Annotated in this window: 15 protein-coding genes and 1 pseudogene; 10 read left to right on the top strand and 6 right to left on the bottom strand. The window is 72.0% G+C overall.

Annotated elements, in window-relative coordinates:
• The first annotated feature begins 57 nt into the window (after positions 1-57).
• Both MKW14_RS15655 and pgfA read left to right on the top strand, forming a co-directional pair.
• Positions 58-192 carry an SPW_0924 family protein gene (locus tag MKW14_RS15655; RefSeq protein ID WP_107416174.1) on the top strand — a complete coding sequence of 45 codons (135 nt, stop codon included), beginning with the start codon at positions 58-60 and terminating at the stop codon, positions 190-192.
• A gap of 21 nt (positions 193-213) precedes the next feature.
• The gene (gene pgfA, locus MKW14_RS15650) at positions 214-1,206 is read left to right on the top strand and encodes a cell envelope lipid trafficking protein PgfA (protein ID WP_240863149.1); all 993 of its coding nucleotides are present in this window, start codon (positions 214-216) and stop codon (positions 1,204-1,206) included.
• Here pgfA and MKW14_RS15645 read toward each other — a convergent pair.
• Both MKW14_RS15645 and MKW14_RS15640 read right to left on the bottom strand, forming a co-directional pair.
• Positions 1,196-3,850 carry an ATP-dependent RNA helicase gene (locus MKW14_RS15645; protein WP_240863148.1) on the bottom strand — a complete coding sequence of 885 codons (2,655 nt, stop codon included), beginning with the start codon at positions 3,848-3,850 and terminating at the stop codon, positions 1,196-1,198. The genes pgfA and MKW14_RS15645 overlap by 11 nt on opposite strands.
• A gap of 66 nt (positions 3,851-3,916) precedes the next feature.
• Entirely contained in the window at positions 3,917-4,741 is an 825-nt protein-coding gene (locus MKW14_RS15640; RefSeq protein ID WP_240863192.1) for a class I SAM-dependent methyltransferase, read from the bottom strand.
• Between the two features lie 380 nt (positions 4,742-5,121).
• Between MKW14_RS15640 and rpsA the strand changes: the two genes are divergently transcribed.
• The 4 genes from rpsA (at position 5,122) to MKW14_RS15620 (ending at position 8,880) form a co-directional block, all read left to right on the top strand.
• Complete coding sequence (gene rpsA, locus MKW14_RS15635; RefSeq protein ID WP_240863147.1) at positions 5,122-6,618, top strand: 30S ribosomal protein S1; 1,497 nt, start codon at positions 5,122-5,124, stop codon at positions 6,616-6,618.
• Positions 6,619-6,829: 211 nt separating this feature from the next.
• Positions 6,830-7,768: a PAC2 family protein gene (locus MKW14_RS15630; protein WP_240863146.1), complete on the top strand. Its 939-nt coding sequence runs from the start codon at positions 6,830-6,832 to the stop codon at positions 7,766-7,768.
• Positions 7,769-7,813: 45 nt separating this feature from the next.
• The gene (gene coaE / locus MKW14_RS15625) at positions 7,814-8,443 is read left to right on the top strand and encodes a dephospho-CoA kinase (protein ID WP_240863145.1); all 630 of its coding nucleotides are present in this window, start codon (positions 7,814-7,816) and stop codon (positions 8,441-8,443) included.
• Positions 8,444-8,493: 50 nt separating this feature from the next.
• Entirely contained in the window at positions 8,494-8,880 is a 387-nt protein-coding gene (locus tag MKW14_RS15620) for a tetratricopeptide repeat protein (RefSeq protein ID WP_240863144.1), read from the top strand.
• A 64-nt stretch (positions 8,881-8,944) separates the two neighbouring features.
• Here the strand turns inward: MKW14_RS15620 and MKW14_RS15615 are convergent, their stop codons facing one another.
• Positions 8,945-9,214 (bottom strand): DUF6343 family protein, encoded by a 270-nt coding sequence (locus MKW14_RS15615; protein ID WP_240863143.1) that lies wholly within the window; start codon positions 9,212-9,214, stop codon positions 8,945-8,947.
• Positions 9,215-9,278: 64 nt separating this feature from the next.
• On the opposite strand from MKW14_RS15615, the gene MKW14_RS15610 reads away from it, so the two are divergent.
• Positions 9,279-10,178, top strand: coding sequence for an acyltransferase domain-containing protein (locus MKW14_RS15610; protein WP_240863142.1), 900 nt, complete (start codon positions 9,279-9,281; stop codon positions 10,176-10,178).
• A gap of 87 nt (positions 10,179-10,265) precedes the next feature.
• Positions 10,266-10,706, top strand: coding sequence for a DoxX family protein (locus MKW14_RS15605; protein ID WP_240863141.1), 441 nt, complete (start codon positions 10,266-10,268; stop codon positions 10,704-10,706).
• 57 nt (positions 10,707-10,763) lie between these two features.
• Here the strand turns inward: MKW14_RS15605 and MKW14_RS15600 are convergent, their stop codons facing one another.
• On the bottom strand, positions 10,764-11,300 hold the full coding sequence (locus MKW14_RS15600; RefSeq protein WP_240863140.1) for an RNA-binding S4 domain-containing protein: 537 nt from the start codon (positions 11,298-11,300) through the stop codon (positions 10,764-10,766).
• Positions 11,301-11,454: 154 nt separating this feature from the next.
• On the opposite strand from MKW14_RS15600, the gene MKW14_RS15595 reads away from it, so the two are divergent.
• Positions 11,455-12,147 carry a uracil-DNA glycosylase gene (locus MKW14_RS15595; protein ID WP_240863139.1) on the top strand — a complete coding sequence of 231 codons (693 nt, stop codon included), beginning with the start codon at positions 11,455-11,457 and terminating at the stop codon, positions 12,145-12,147.
• A 37-nt stretch (positions 12,148-12,184) separates the two neighbouring features.
• Positions 12,185-13,147 (top strand): prolyl aminopeptidase, encoded by a 963-nt coding sequence (gene pip, locus MKW14_RS15590; RefSeq protein WP_240863138.1) that lies wholly within the window; start codon positions 12,185-12,187, stop codon positions 13,145-13,147.
• 7 nt (positions 13,148-13,154) lie between these two features.
• Here pip and MKW14_RS15585 read toward each other — a convergent pair whose 3' ends face one another.
• Both MKW14_RS15585 and MKW14_RS15580 read right to left on the bottom strand, forming a co-directional pair.
• Positions 13,155-14,615: a LamG domain-containing protein gene (locus MKW14_RS15585; RefSeq protein ID WP_240863137.1), complete on the bottom strand. Its 1,461-nt coding sequence runs from the start codon at positions 14,613-14,615 to the stop codon at positions 13,155-13,157.
• Positions 14,616-14,643: 28 nt separating this feature from the next.
• Positions 14,644-14,777 (bottom strand): annotated as a pseudogene (locus tag MKW14_RS15580) (GntR family transcriptional regulator); the annotation flags it as partial.
• Between the last annotated feature and the right edge of the window lie 150 nt (positions 14,778-14,927).

Below are 14,927 nucleotides of genomic sequence, written 5' to 3'. Positions count from 1 at the left end.
CCGTTGCTACGGTGCCGGACCTGACGATGTATCAGTTCCGTCCGTCGGGAGGCAGGCATGCGCGCCCTGATCGCCGCCGCGACCGGTCTCGCCGTCGCGTTCGCGCTGGTCCTCACGATCACCGCGATGGGGACGCCGACGGGAAAGACGTCCCCGAAGCCGCTGCTGACGACGGTGCCCGCACACCCGTAGCCGTCCGCCCGGGAGGCCGAGATGCGCCGCAAGGCCAGTCTGGTCCTGCTCGCCTTCGCCGTGTTCTTCGCGGCCCTGTCCCCACTGCTGCGCTGGTACGCCTTCCCGCGCCTGGCCAAGATCCCGGCCAACCAGTACCAGGCGGTGGTGCTGGAGGCGAAGAACGCGACACTGCTCGACTACGGCACCATGAAGGCGCGCACCGTCCCGAAGGTCACCATCGTGCAGACCCTCAAGGGCGATGTGGCGGCCGCGAAGAAGATCGACCGGACGGCGGGGCGGGACGTCGTCGTCTGGGACGGCCTGTCCTACGTCCAGGGGCCCGACGGCAAGATGGTCTCCGAGATCCCCGAGCGCTACATCTTCGACGCCCACAGCCAGGCCCCGGTCCACGCGACCGGCGAGATGGTCGACGGCGACCCGGTGAAACGGACCGGCATCGAGTTCAAGTTCCCGTTCCTGACGCAGAAGAGGGACTACGAGTACTTCGACGCCCAGACCCGCACCACCAACCCCATCCACTACAAGGGCACCCAGGACTTCCGCGGCCTGAAGGTCTACTACTTCGAGCAGACCATCCCCTGGACCCAGGTGAGGTTCCCCAAGGTGATGCCGGTCAAGGGCATCACCCCCCAGTCCGTCGCCAGGACCGGCACCACCCGCTGGTACACCACGGTCCGCAAGTTCTGGGTCGAGCCGGTCACCGGCGCCCCCGTCTACGGCGAGGAGATCCACAAGGAGGAACTGCGCGGCGGCACCCTGCTCGGCGGCCGCGACAAGGTGACCGCCTTCGCCGGGCACGTGAAGATGCGCGAGGACTACATCAGGCACACCGTCGCCCTGGTCAAGTCCAACCGCACCCTCGTCCTGCTGATGACGTCCTACCTGCCCTGGGGCTTCCTCGTCCTCGGCACCCTGCTGCTGGCCCTCGCCCTGTGGCTGGAGGCCCGCGGCCGCCGCCCGGGCGACCCGGAACCGGCCGCGGCGCAGGCACCGGAACCGGTCAGCGCCTGAGGCGCGCGTTGGTGTGCCGGGTCGGCTCGGCGGAGGCGGGATCCTCGGGCCACGGATGCTTCGGATACCGGCCGCGCAGCTCCGCGCGCACCCCCTTGTAACCGTCCTTCCAGAAGGAGGCGAGATCGGCGGTGACGGCGGCGGGCCGGCCGGCGGGGGAGAGCAGATGCACCAGCAACGGCACCCCCGCGATCGCCGGCGACTCGTGCAGCCCGAACATCTCCTGCAACTTCACGGCGAGCACGGGCCGTTCAGGGTCGGAGTAGTCGATCCGGATTCCGGACCCGCTCGGTACGGTGATCCGCTCGGGCGCCAGCTCGTCCAGCCGCCCCGCCTCTCCCGAGGCCCAGGGCAGCAGACGGCCCAGCGCCTGGCCGGCGTCGATCCGGGCGAGGTCGGCCCGCCGCCGGGCCCGCCCCAGCTCCGGCTCCAGCCACTCGTCCACGCGCGCGTGCAGCGCGTCGTCGGACACGTCGGGCCAGGGCTGCCCGAGGTGCAGGTGCAGAAAGGCGAGCCGCTGCCGCAGTACGACGGCGGCGGGCGACCAGCGCAACAGGCCGAGCCCGTCCTGCCGCAGCCCTTCCACAAGCGCCTCGCGTACGAGGACGGGGTCGGCGTCCCCCAGCGGCCGCACCGCCAGCTCGATCGCCCCCAGCCGCTCGACACGCCGGGCCACGACGTCCCCGTCGGCCCAGTGGACCTCCTCGGCCTCGGAGTACAGAGGGGCGGCCGCGCGCCGGGCCACGTCCTCGTCGATCACGGCGGCGAGCCGTACACGCGCGTGCCCTTTGCCGACGGGCCGGTCGGCGACCGCCACGGCGATCCAGGGCGCACCCCGCAGCGGACTGCCCTCGCCGAGCTCGGCCCGCGTCCCCGACGCCATCAGATACGACCCCCCGTCCGCCTTCGCGACCCGCTCGGGAAACGCGAGTGCCGCGACAACACCGACCAGCGAGTCGTCATCGGAAGGGACGGGGGCGGGTGAGGAGCCGGCGACCGGGCGGCTCGCGAACGCGGGGATGTCGTGTGCGGCGGCTGTACGCGGCGGGTCGGCGGCCGTCGGAGAGGCGGTATCGGGCGACTGGGACGCGGCGGTCGTGGCGGGCGCGGCGGCCCCCCGTGCGGCTTCGTTCCCGGGTCGCGCCGGACCGGTCAGGTCGGTCGTCAGGGCCCGCAGTCTGCGCGCCTCCGCACGCCACCTCCCGGCATACGCGTCACCCCCGCGCCGAGCGATGCGCAGTGCGGTCGCCAGATCGTCGCCGTACTCCCGCGGCGGCTCCTCCGAGAGCAGGGCCACCGCCTCGGCGCCCTCGCCCGAGGTGTCCAGCGTCGCCCGCCCCAGTCGCGGATGAACCCCCAGCCGGGCCAGCACCACGCCCCGCTCCGTGGCCCGCCCGTCGGCGTCGACCGCACCTACCGCCGTCAGCACGGCCCGCGCCGCCGCCATCGCCCCGCCCGGCGGGGGATCCAGCAGCGCCAGCCCGGACGCGTCCGGGTCGCCCCAGCACGCCGCCTGGAGCGCGAAGGCCGTCAGATCGGCCACCTTGATCTCGGGCGCCGGGAAACGCGGCAGACGCGCGTCCTCCGCCTCCGCCCAGCACCGGTACACCGTCCCCGGCGCCTCACGCCCGGCCCGCCCCGCCCGCTGCCGCCCGGCCGCCTGCGAGGCCCGTACCGTCGTCAGCGCGCTCAGCCCGCGCGCGTGGTCGACGCGGGGCTCCCGCGCCAGCCCCGAGTCGACGACCACCCGCACTCCGGGCACCGTGAGGGAGGACTCCGCGACCGAGGTCGCGAGCACCACCCGGCGCCGTTCGCCCGGTGCCAGCACCGCGTCCTGCACCGCCGCCGGGGCCCGTCCGTGCACCTGGAGCACCTCGATGTCGCCGAGATCCCCCAACTGCCCCGCCACGCGCGCGATCTCGCCCACGCCCGGCAGGAAGCACAGCACGTCCCCGTCCCGCTCCCGCAGCGCCCGCCGCACCGTCGACGCCACATGCGCCAGCAGCGCGGGGTCCACCCGCATGCCGTGCGGCGGCCGTACCGGGCGGGCCGGCGGAGACCACACCACCTCCACCGGGTGCGCGGTGCCGGCGGCCTCGACCACGGGCGCGTCGCCCAGCAGCCGCGCCCACCCCTCCGCGTCCGTCGTCGCCGACGCGGCCACCAGCCGCAGCTCGGGCCGCAGCGTCTCCCGCACGTCCCACAGGAACGCGGCCGTGGTGTCCGCGTCCAGATGCCGCTCATGGCACTCGTCGAGCACGACCACGTCCACGCCGGCCAGCTCCTGGTCCCGCTGCAGCCGCTGCAGCAGCACACCGGTCGTCACGACCTCCACGCGCGCGTGCCGGCCGACGACCCGCTCGCCGCGCACGGTGTACCCGACGCTCCCGCCGACCTTCTCGCCCAGCAGCCACGCCATCCGCCGGGCGGCGGCGCGGGCGGCGATCCGGCGCGGTTCGGCCACGACGACGCGGCGCGCGGGCCCGTCCCCGAGCAGCCCGGCGAGCGCGAGCGGCACGAGGGTCGTCTTGCCCGTTCCGGGAGGCGCGACCAACACCGCCGTACCGTGCCCGTCCAGGGCGTCACGCAGGGCGGGCAGCGCGCTGTGCACCGGCAGCGCGTCCAGGGCGTCGTAACGGATCACGCCCCCAGTGTCGTACGGCTCCCGGAAACGCCGGCACGCGCGCGTACCGTCAGTCCGGCATCTCCGTCAGTCCCGCTCGCAGACGAAGATCGCCGTGCCCGGGATCAGGTTCCCGCGCAGCGGTGACCAGCCGCCCCACTCGGACGTGTTCCAGGCCGGCCACTCCGGCTCGACCAGGTCGACCAGCCGGAAGCCGCCGGCCACCACGTCCCGCACCCGGTCGCCGACCGTCCGGTGGTGCTCCACGTAGACCGCGCGGCCCTCCTCGTCCTGCTCGACGTACGGCGTCCGGTCGAAGTACGAGGCCGACACGCTCAGCCCCTCCGGGCCCGGCTCGTCCGGGAACGCCCAGCGGATCGGATGCGTGACCGAGAAGACGAACCGCCCGCCCGGACGCAGCACCCGCCGCACCTCCCTGAGGACCAGCACCGGATCGGCCACGAACGGCAGCGCCCCGTAGGCCGAGCACGCCAGGTCGAAGGAGCCGTCGGCGAAGGGAAGGGCGCCCGCGTCGGCGCACACCAGGGGGAACGAGCCGCCGATGCGCAGGGCGTGCTGGAGCTGGCGGTGGGAGATGTCGAGGGCGACCGGACGCGCCCCCTGCGCGGCGAGCCAGCGCGAGCACTGCGCCGCGCCGGCGCCGATCTCCAGCACGTCCCTGCCCTTGAGGTCCTCCGACGGGCCGAGCAGCTCCGCCTCCACCTCGTCGAGCCCCTCGGGACCCCACACGAACCGGTCGTCACCGAGGAACGTGCCGTGCTCGACCTGGTACTCGTCCGCGTTCCGGTCCCACCAGCCCCGGTTGGCCCGGGCGCTCTCACTGACGTCGGCCGCGCGCCGGGTGGCCTCCGGCTCGAACTCGGTCTCGGAAGAAACGGGCTCTTGGATGATCGGCTCCCTCGTATTAGTCTGCGGGCTCTTCCCTCCCGACGAACCCGACGCCCACCGGTGTCACGGAAGGGGAGTCGCGGGCCTGCGTGGCCTCGCGAGACGCTTCTTGTGCCGGGTATGGGGCGATCCGCCCCGGGTGTGCGCCTTCGCGCATTGACCCTGCCTGGCCGCCCCCGTATGCTACAAGTTGCGCTGCGGGCCTGCGCACCTCAGACGTAGCAGGCTGCGCTCGCATCTGTTGTATGTCCCCTCGGTTGTCGAGGCGCCACCAGTGGCTTTGTGTGGCGCTTCCTTGGCTGTCCGGCTTCTTCAGAGCGAAACGGGCTCCCGGCGTAAGCAGTACCTACGACTTCAATGTCCGTACCGGAGCCCTTTCCCACATGACGAGCAGCACCGAGACCACCGCAACGACCCCGCAGGTTGCGGTCAACGACATCGGTAACGAGGAAGCCTTCCTCGCCGCGATCGACGAGACGATCAAGTACTTCAACGACGGCGACATCGTCGACGGCGTCATCGTGAAGGTCGACCGGGACGAGGTCCTGCTCGACATCGGTTACAAGACCGAAGGTGTCATCCCGAGCCGCGAGCTCTCGATCAAGCACGACGTCGACCCGAACGAGGTCGTCGCCGTCGGTGACGAGATCGAAGCCCTTGTTCTCCAGAAGGAGGACAAGGAAGGCCGCCTGATCCTCTCGAAGAAGCGTGCCCAGTACGAGCGTGCCTGGGGCACCATCGAGAAGATCAAGGAAGAGGACGGCATCGTCACCGGTACCGTCATCGAGGTCGTCAAGGGTGGTCTCATCCTCGACATCGGCCTCCGTGGCTTCCTCCCGGCCTCCCTGGTCGAGATGCGCCGCGTCCGCGACCTCCAGCCCTACGTGGGCAAGGAGCTCGAGGCGAAGATCATCGAGCTGGACAAGAACCGCAACAACGTGGTCCTGTCCCGCCGTGCCTGGCTGGAGCAGACCCAGTCCGAGGTCCGCCAGACGTTCCTCACGACCCTGCAGAAGGGTCAGGTCCGCTCCGGCGTGGTCTCCTCGATCGTCAACTTCGGTGCCTTCGTGGACCTGGGTGGCGTCGACGGTCTGGTCCACGTCTCCGAGCTGTCCTGGAAGCACATCGACCACCCCTCCGAGGTCGTCGAGGTCGGCCAGGAGGTCACGGTCGAGGTCCTCGACGTCGACATGGACCGCGAGCGCGTCTCCCTGTCGCTGAAGGCGACCCAGGAAGACCCGTGGCAGCAGTTCGCCCGCACCCACCAGATCGGCCAGGTCGTGCCCGGCAAGGTCACGAAGCTGGTTCCGTTCGGTGCGTTCGTCCGCGTGGACGAGGGCATCGAGGGTCTGGTCCACATCTCCGAGCTGGCCGAGCGCCACGTGGAGATCCCGGAGCAGGTCGTCCAGGTCAACGACGAGATCTTCGTCAAGGTCATCGACATCGACCTCGAGCGCCGTCGCATCAGCCTCTCGCTGAAGCAGGCCAACGAGTCCTTCGGTGCCGACCCGGCCTCGGTCGAGTTCGACCCGACCCTGTACGGCATGGCCGCGTCCTACGACGACCAGGGCAACTACATCTACCCCGAGGGCTTCGACCCCGAGACCAACGACTGGCTCGAGGGCTACGAGACCCAGCGCGAGGCGTGGGAGACCCAGTACGCCGAGGCGCAGCAGCGCTTCGAGCAGCACCAGCAGCAGGTCATCAAGAGCCGCGAGGCCGACGCCGCCGCTGCCGCCGAGGGCGGCGACGCCGCGGGTGCGGCTCCGGCCGCGGGTGGCGGTTCGTACTCCTCCGAGGGCCCGGACAACTCCGGCGCGCTGGCCTCGGACGAGGCGCTTGCCGCGCTGCGGGAGAAGCTGGCGGGCGGTCAGAGCTGACGCCCACTGAGCAGTAGCTCCTGACTGAGGGGCCGTACCTTTCGGGGTGCGGCCCCTCAGTGTGTCCAGGGATCAGTGTGTCCGGGGAAAGCCTGCTTCACCTCGTCTCCCCCACAAAGCGCACCAAGAGATGGCTGATCAGGGGCGGTGGTGGGAATGCCCCTGGTCCAGGGGGCGTTGAAGCGTATGAACACGAGGAGGAGCGGTCACAGTGCTTGATCCGCAGGGTTTGTACGCATGGGAGCCGAAGGGCCTCGCCGTCGTCGACATGGCGCTCGCCCAGGAGTCGGCCGGCCTTGTCATGCTCTACCACTTCGACGGGTACATCGACGCGGGCGAGACCGGCGACCAGATCGTCGACCGGCTGCTCGACTCGCTGCCCAACCAGGTCGTCGCCCGCTTCGACCACGACCGGCTCGTGGACTACCGTGCCCGCCGCCCGCTGCTGACCTTCGAGCGCGACCGGTGGACCGACTACGAGGAGCCCACCATCGACGTGCGGCTCGTCCAGGACACCACCGGAGCGCCCTTCCTGCTGCTGTCCGGGCCCGAGCCGGACGTGGAGTGGGAGCGCTTCGCCGCGGCCGTCCAGCAGATCGTGGAGCGGCTCGGCGTGCGCCTGTCCGTGACCTTCCACGGCATCCCCATGGGCGTCCCGCACACCCGTCCCGTGGGCCTGACCCCGCACGGCAACCGCACCGACCTGGTCCCGGGCCACCGCAGCCCCTTCGACGAGGCGCAGGTCCCCGGCAGCGCCGAGGCCCTCGTCGAGTACCGGCTGATGGAGGCCGGCCACGACGTCCTGGGCGTCGCCGCGCACGTGCCGCACTACATCGCCCGCTCCCCGTATCCGGACGCGGCGCTGACCGTGCTGGAGGCCGTCACGGCCGCCACCGGGCTGGTGCTGCCCGGCGTCGCGCACGCCCTGCGCACGGACGCGCACCGCACCCAGACCGAGATCGACCGCCAGGTCCAGGAGGGCGACGAGGAGCTCACCTCCCTCGTCACGGGCCTGGAGAACCAGTACGACGCGGTCGCGGGCGCCGAGAGCAGGGGCAACATGCTCGCCGAGCCCGTCGACATCCCGTCGGCGGACGAGATCGGACGGGAGTTCGAGAAGTTCCTGGCGGAGCGCGAGGGCGACAACTGACACCTGAGGGGTGCGTTGTCAGAGGTGGGCCGTAAGCTCTCGGTCATGCTGAAAGTCGGCCTGACCGGGGGCATCGGTGCCGGTAAGAGCGAGGTGTCGCGGCTGCTCGTCGCGTGCGGCGCCGTGCTGATCGACGCGGACCGCATCGCGCGCGAGGTCGTCGAGCCGGGGACGCCCGGACTGGCGGCGGTCGTCGAGGCCTTCGGGGCCGACGTGCTCGCCGCCGACGGCAGCCTCGACCGGCCGAAACTCGGCTCGATCGTCTTTGCCGACCCGGACAGACTCGCCGTGCTGAACTCGATCGTGCACCCCTTGGTGGGCGCCCGCTCCCGGGAGCTGGAGCAGGCCGCCGCCGAGGACGCGGTGGTCGTGCACGACGTGCCGCTCCTCACCGAGAACGGCCTCGCCCCGCTGTACGACGTCGTGATCGTCGTCGACGCCAGTCCCGAGACGCAGCTCGACCGGCTGGTACGGCTGCGGGGCATGACGGAGCAGGACGCGCGGGCCCGCATGGCCGCCCAGGCGAGCCGGGAGAAACGCCGGGAGATCGCGGACGTCGTCATCGACAACGACGTACCGCTCGAGGAACTCCACCGCCGGGTCAAGGACGTGTGGGCCGATCTCGTCCGAAGAGCCCGGGCTCAGGCGGGTTCGTCCCGGCAGCCCCAGGAATAGCGGGGTCCTTCCGGCGCGTTGAACCCCTCCAGCGAGGGAAGGACTGTGCCGTGCCCGAGATCAGCGGTTCGACCGGACGTACTCCGGAGACGCATGTCATCGACTTCCGTGCCGCCGAGCAGTTGCTCAACGCACGGGACCCGCGCGGCGCGGTGAAGCTGCTCGATCCGGTGATCGCCGCCCACCCCGAGAACACCGCCGCCCGGCTGCTGCGGGCGAGGGCCTTCTTCGCCGCCGCCCAACTGCGGCCCGCGGAGCTGGAGTTCACCATCGTCCTGGAGCGCGAGCCGGACAACGCGTTCGCGCACTTCGCGCTGGCCCGCACCTACGAGCGCCAGGGCCGGGGTGAGCAGGCCAAACGCCACTTCCGTCTGGCGGCGGCCCTGGACCCCAACCCCCAGTTCCTGAAGGCGGCCCGCTTCGACGATCCGGCGTGAGCCGGCCGTCCGGGCCCGCCCGGCGGAGCGTGCCGGCGTCGCCGGACAGCCGCCGGCCGGACCGTCATGAGCGGGGCCGGCTCTCCGGCGGCCGGTACGGCGGGATGTCGCGGCCCGGCTGGTAGTGGGGGCCCTGGTGGATGTGCCTGAGGATGATCGTCATGTCGACGGTGATCACGAGCCACAGCGCCCCGCAGGCGGCCGCCCAGCCCGGCCGCCCGGCCAGTGCGAAAGCCGCCGTGCCGAAGATCGTCCAGACCAGCCCCCACACGCTCAGCCAGAACCGTGCCCGCAGTGCGCTGCGGGCGGTCGTGGGTTCACTGCCGGTACGCATCGCCGATCACTACTCCTCTTCGCAACGTACTCTTCGATGCGGACGTTCACCAAAGGGGGTTTCCGTGCTGCCGGCTGCGGACGAACTGGCCGAGGTACTGCTCGATCTCGCGGTACCCCATGAGGACATCGGCGACCTGGTACGGATGAGCCGCCGGGTGACCGACGACCCGGAACTGCGGCGGGCGCTGGAGACGTCGGTCGCGGAGCTCGTCCAGGGGCTCGGGGAGATCGGCACCGAACTGGACCTGCCCGACCTCGACTGGCCCTCGGGCCCCCTGCAGCGCTGCTTCCCCGTGTACGTCTTCGTGGCGGCGCTGCCGTACACCCGGGCCTACCACCGCAGACGAGGGATCCCCGACGACGTCTCCCGGCGCACCCTCGCCGACCTCGGCCGGCACATGGCCGTGCACCGGCGGCAGTACGGCGTCGCGGGCGTGCACGCCGTGTGGTGGTTCGGGCACCACTTCCGGGGCGAGCTGTACCAGCTGGGCAGGCTGCAGTTCGAGCGGGCCCGGCTGGGGCGGCGCACGGGGACGGCCCTCGCGGCGGCCGGGCTCGACGTCGGTCCGGGGACGCCGTGTCTGAGCCTGCACATCCCCGACTTCCTCGGCCCGTTCTCCCCGGCCGCCTGCGACCGCTCGCTGGCGCTGGCGGCGGAGTTCTTCGCCCGGTACTTCCCCGAGGAGAAGTACCGGGTCGCGACCTGCCACTCCTGGCTGCTGGACCGCCAGTTGCGGGACTACCTGCCGGCCGGCTCCAACATCGTCCGCTTCCAGGACCGGTTCCGCCTGGCCCGCGAGGAGCGGGAGCCCTCGGACACCGATCCGGTGGAGTTCGTCTTCGGCGATCCGACGCTGCCCGTGGAGACCCTGCCCCGGCGCAGCGCCCTGGAGCGGGCCGTCGGGGACCATCTGCGGGCGGGCGGCCACTGGTACACCGGGCACGGCTGGTTCCCGCTGTGAAAAGGGCGCGGACACCGATGAGTTCGGGCGAGGGCCCCGGTCTGTCCCTGTGACAGCGAGACGCACCGCTCACCACAGGAGAACACCATGTCCGAGACCACCGTCCCCGTCACCTCCGTCGCCCCCGCCGCCGTCTCCGCCCGCGGTCGCCGCGCCCGGATCGTCCTGCGCACCGTGCAGGTGCTGCTCGCCCTGTTCTACGGTGTCGCGAGCGCCCTGCCGAAGCTGATCGGCAACCAGTACGCCGTGGACTCCTTCGACAAGATCGGCTGGGGCAGCGCGGGCATGTACACCATCGGCGCGCTCGAACTGGCCGGTGCGGTGGCCCTGTTGGTGCCGGTGCTGCAGTCGGTGGCCGCCGTCGCGCTGAGCGCGCTGATGGTCGGCGCGTTCTTCGTCCAGATGATCGTCTTCCATGGCGAGAACGCCGCGACCCCGCTGATCCTGATCGTGCCGCTCGCCGTGATCGCCTGGGTGCGGCGCGGCTCCACCAGGGATCTGCTGAGTCTCGTACGACGACGGGCCTGAGCCCGACGACGGAGGTGGCGTCCGGTCAGTGCCGGACGCCACCTCCGCATGCCAGGGTCAGTGTCCGCCCGGCCGCCCGGAGCCGCCCATCAGGCCCCGCAGGCGCTCCAGCTCCCGCCGGTCGCGCTTGGTCGGGCGGCCCGCGCCGCGGTCGCGGATGCCGATGGGGGCGACGGCCTCGCGCGGGGGCGGGGGAGGGGAGTTGTCGACATAGCACTGAACCGCCACGGGAGCGCCCACCCGCTTGCGGATCAGCCGCTTGACGATCACGATCCGCTCCCGGCCCTCGTGGCGCAGCCGCACCTCGTCGCCGACGCGGAGGGTGTGCGAGGGCTTCACGTTCTGCCCGTTCACCCGGACGTGCCCGCCCTTGCAGGCGGTGGCGCCGAGCGAGCGGGTCTTGATGAGGCGCACGGCCCAGATCCAGCTGTCGACGCGCACGCTCTCGCCGTTGGCCGGCCCGGCCGCCTCGGCGGCGGCGATCGCGGCGGCGACCTTGGGATCGTCGGCCGCCGCGCTCTCGGCAGCGCCGGCCACGGCCGCCTCCTCGGGGGCACCCGGCCCGCTCTTCACCTCGTCACCTTCCCAACCCATGCCCCCGACCTTAGTCCTCCACCGCGCGCGACCCCTGCGGTTTTCCGACCCGGTGCGGGTGGGTCTTCGTCCCCAGCCCGTGGGGTGCGGTCCCGCGTGAACGGACCCCGGACAGCTTGTCGGCCGGTCGGAGACCTCGCCGTACCGTTGACGCATGGACAGTCTGGCCGAGCTCGATCAGCGGATCGCCGGATGCGGGGCGTGTCCCCGGCTGGTGGAGTGGCGTGAGGAGGTCGGGCGGGTCAGGCGGGCGGCCTTCCAGGACTGGACGTACTGGGCCCGCCCGGTGCCCGGCTTCGGGCCCGCCGACGCCTCGCTGCTGGTCATCGGGCTCGCCCCGGCGGCGCACGGCGGCAACCGCACCGGCCGCATGTTCACCGGCGACCGCTCCGGGGACGTGCTGTACCAGGCCATGTACGACGTGGGGCTTGCCTCGCAGCCGACCTCCGTCTCGGCGGACGACGGCCTCGCCCTGCACGGCGTGCGCGTCACCGCGCCCGTGCACTGCGCCCCTCCCGAGAACAAGCCCACCCCCGGCGAACGGGACACCTGCCGGCCCTGGCTCGTCCAGGAACTGAAGCTCCTGCGGCCCACCCTGCGCGCGGCTGTGATCCTCGGCGCGTTCGGCTGGCAGGCCGCGCTGCCCGCGTTCGCCCAGGCGGGCTGGACGGTGCCCCGGCCCCGGCCGGTGTTCGGGCACGGCACACGGGTGCCGCTCGACGGCCTCGACCTCTTCGGCTGCTTCCACGTCAGCCAGCGCAACACCTTCACCGGCAAGCTCACCCCCGAGATGCTGCGGGACGTCCTGCGCACCGCGGGGGAGGCGGCGGGACTGCCCGTGAAATGAGCATGCGGGCCGACCGGGGGAGCGTTACGGTGCCCGGATGCCCCTCTACCCCGAGATCGAACCGTACGACCACGGCCTGCTCGATGTCGGCGACGGCAACCGCGTGTACTGGGAGACCTGCGGAAATCCCCGCGGCAAGCCCGCGGTCGTGCTGCACGGCGGCCCCGGTTCCGGCTGCGGACCGTATTTCCGGCGTCTGTTCGACCCCGCTCTCTACCGCGTCGTGCTCCTCGACCAGCGCGGTGCCGGAGGCTCCACCCCGCCCGCGAGCGCGTACGACACCGACATGAGCGTCAACACGACCGCCCACCTCATCGCCGATCTGGAGCTGCTGCGGCGGCACTTGGGGATCGGGCGGTGGCTGGTGTGGGGAGTGTCGTGGGGGTCCGTGCTGGGGCTGCGGTACGCGCAGAAGCATCCCGACGCGGTGAGCGAACTGGTGCTGACCGGCGTCGCCACCGGATCCGACGCCGAAGTGGCCCTGCTGACCAGGGGACTCGGCCAGTTCTTCCCCGAGGCCTTCGAGCGCTTCCGGGCCGAGGTGCCCGAGGACGAACGGGACGGCGACCTCGCCGCCGCCTACAGCCGGCTCCTCGAGTCGCCCGACCCCGCGACGCGGGAGCATGCCGCGCGCGCCTGGACCGACTGGGAGACGGCGACCATTCCCGCGCCGCCACGGTCCGTCGAGCGGTTCGAGGACCCGGAGTTCCGCATGGGCTTCGCCCGCACCGTCACGCACTACTGGGGCAACGGCCACTTCCTGGGCGAGGGCGGCGACGAGGGCGTGGTCCTGCGGGACGCCCCGCAGCTGGCGGGCATCCGCGGCACCCTCGTCCAGGGCAGCCTCGACTTCGGCAACCTGCTGGGCATCGTCTGGCGGCTCCACCACGCCTGGCCCGGCAGCGAGTTGGTGGTCGTGGACGACGTCGGCCACACCACGGGCGCCCCCGGGATGGCGGAGGCGCTCGTGGCGGCCACGGACAGGTACGCCCGCGGGTGACCGGTCGTCAGACGATGCGCGCCGCCGCGACCGGGCGCTGCGTCACGTCGTAGGTCCCGGTGGTCTTCGAGGAGTTGACGCTCCATCGGTAGCGCGTGAACTCGCCCGTCGTGTCGGAGGCGTAGAACATCATGTGGCCGATGCCGACGCCCTCGAAGCTCTCGCCCGCGACGGTGGAGACCATGCGGGTGTCGGGGTACTTCGGGTAGTTGGTGAGCCCGTACACGCCGTGCGGGTCGGAGGTGCAGTCGACGATCTCCACGGCGTACTGCGTCTCCCCGGGGAAGTCGGCCGTGCCGCTGAAGACGCCCTTGACCTCGCGGACGATCACGATGTGCCCGGTGTTGGCGGGGTCGCTGCCGTTGTAGTCCACCGCGACGATGTCGCCGGGCTGCAGGTCGGTGACCTTGCGGATACGGCGGAAGCGCGGGCCGGCGGTGTCCTTCGTGAACGCCGTGCAGTAGTCGGCGGCCTCCGGGACGCGGTCCTGGAAGTACTGGGTGAAGTAGTCGTCGCTCGCCCAGCCGTGGCTGTGCTTGAGGACGGCCGTGACGAAGGAGGAGCAGCGGGCGCGGGCGATCCAGCTCGCCGGGTCGGCGGGGGAGCCCCAGGTGACGGTCGCGGACGAGCCGACCAGATAGACGTTGTTCTGCCGTGCCGTACGGCCGCTGACCAGGGCGACCTCCTCCGCGGTCAGGGCACGGCCGTAGGCCCGTACGTCGTCGACGGCGCCCTTGAACCGGTTGACGGGGGCGCCGTCGAAGCGGGCGCGGCCGATGCTGAAGCCCTGGGTCGCGGCCCAGGAGAGGGTCGTCGCCGCGCTGCCCTGGAGCTGTCCGTCGACGTACAGCAGGATGCGCGTGCCGTCCCAGACGCCGGTCAGATGGGTCCACACGCCGAGCGCGGGCCGGGTGGTGGCGAGGGCGGAGACCTTGCTGCTCTGGTCCTCGGCGCGGACCTTGAAGGCCCAGGTGCCGGCGGTGTCGTCGTACTGGAGCAGGAAGCGGCTGGCGGTGGCGCCGTCCTGGCTGACCGCGGTGTACATGCTGGTGAGGTCGGCGTCGGGCGCCAGGCGCACCCAGGTGGAGACCGTGAAGGGGGCCGTCGTGTCCAGCACCGAGCCGGTCGCCGCGTACGCCCCGGAGGTGCCGTCGAGGCTGAGTTCCCCGCCCGCCCGCAGCGCCGACCAGGTCGCCCCGGAGCCGAGCGTGAGCGGGTGCTCGCGGCCGGAGCGGTCGGCGCCCGAGCCGTCCAGGGGCCAGTGCCCGGCCAGCCCCGTCGGCAGATACCCGGCGGCCAGCAGCCGCTGGTACTGCACCATGCGTTCCGCCTCCGCCAGATGCGGAGTTCCGACCGGTGTGAACGGCGTGTCCAGCGGCGCGTCGGCGGCCGCGACCCCCGTGCCGCCGCCCACCATGCCCACGCCCAGAAGCGCCGCACCACCGAGCAGCCCACGTCTGCTGACCATGAATCCCCCCATGAGCGGCCGGCGTTCGCTACGCCTCCGCCTCTCCGAACAGGTGTCTGACGGTGGAACGATAGTTGGTCCGCACGCGGGACAGCGCGTGCGCCCGGGCACGTTCCGGGTCGCCGGAGCGATGGCGTCGTACGACTCCCGGTGTTCGACGAGAGTGCGGACCAGTCGGGCGGGGAGTTATGGGGTGCCGGTGGTCAAGCGGAGGGTTTGGGGGAGTGGGGGGTGGTGATGTGGTGATGTGGTGATGTCAGGTGCGGGTGGGATGGGGTTGCTCGCGCGGTTTCCCCGCGCCCCTTGAGGTGC

Origin of the sequence: Streptomyces gilvus (assembly GCF_022513565.1) — a bacterium.
GTDB classification, from domain to species: Bacteria; Actinomycetota; Actinomycetes; order Streptomycetales; family Streptomycetaceae; genus Streptomyces; species Streptomyces gilvus.
Note: the sequence above shows the minus strand (reverse complement) of the source record. Positions and strands in the feature narration are given on the sequence as shown.

What these genes read in the sequence shown, in the direction of transcription:
- MKW14_RS15615 (WP_240863143.1), bottom strand. Translation starts at nt 9,214, where the DNA reads ATGCGTACCGGCAGTGAACCCACGACCGCCCGCAGCGCACTGCGGGCA.
- MKW14_RS15600 (WP_240863140.1), bottom strand. Translation starts at nt 11,300, where the DNA reads ATGGGTTGGGAAGGTGACGAGGTGAAGAGCGGGCCGGGTGCCCCCGAG.
- coaE (WP_240863145.1), top strand. Translation starts at nt 7,814, where the DNA reads ATGCTGAAAGTCGGCCTGACCGGGGGCATCGGTGCCGGTAAGAGCGAG.
- MKW14_RS15655 (WP_107416174.1), top strand. Translation starts at nt 58, where the DNA reads ATGCGCGCCCTGATCGCCGCCGCGACCGGTCTCGCCGTCGCGTTCGCG.
- pgfA (WP_240863149.1), top strand. Translation starts at nt 214, where the DNA reads ATGCGCCGCAAGGCCAGTCTGGTCCTGCTCGCCTTCGCCGTGTTCTTC.
- MKW14_RS15595 (WP_240863139.1), top strand. Translation starts at nt 11,455, where the DNA reads ATGGACAGTCTGGCCGAGCTCGATCAGCGGATCGCCGGATGCGGGGCG.
- MKW14_RS15605 (WP_240863141.1), top strand. Translation starts at nt 10,266, where the DNA reads ATGTCCGAGACCACCGTCCCCGTCACCTCCGTCGCCCCCGCCGCCGTC.
- MKW14_RS15585 (WP_240863137.1), bottom strand. Translation starts at nt 14,615, where the DNA reads ATGGTCAGCAGACGTGGGCTGCTCGGTGGTGCGGCGCTTCTGGGCGTG.
- rpsA (WP_240863147.1), top strand. Translation starts at nt 5,122, where the DNA reads ATGACGAGCAGCACCGAGACCACCGCAACGACCCCGCAGGTTGCGGTC.
- pip (WP_240863138.1), top strand. Translation starts at nt 12,185, where the DNA reads ATGCCCCTCTACCCCGAGATCGAACCGTACGACCACGGCCTGCTCGAT.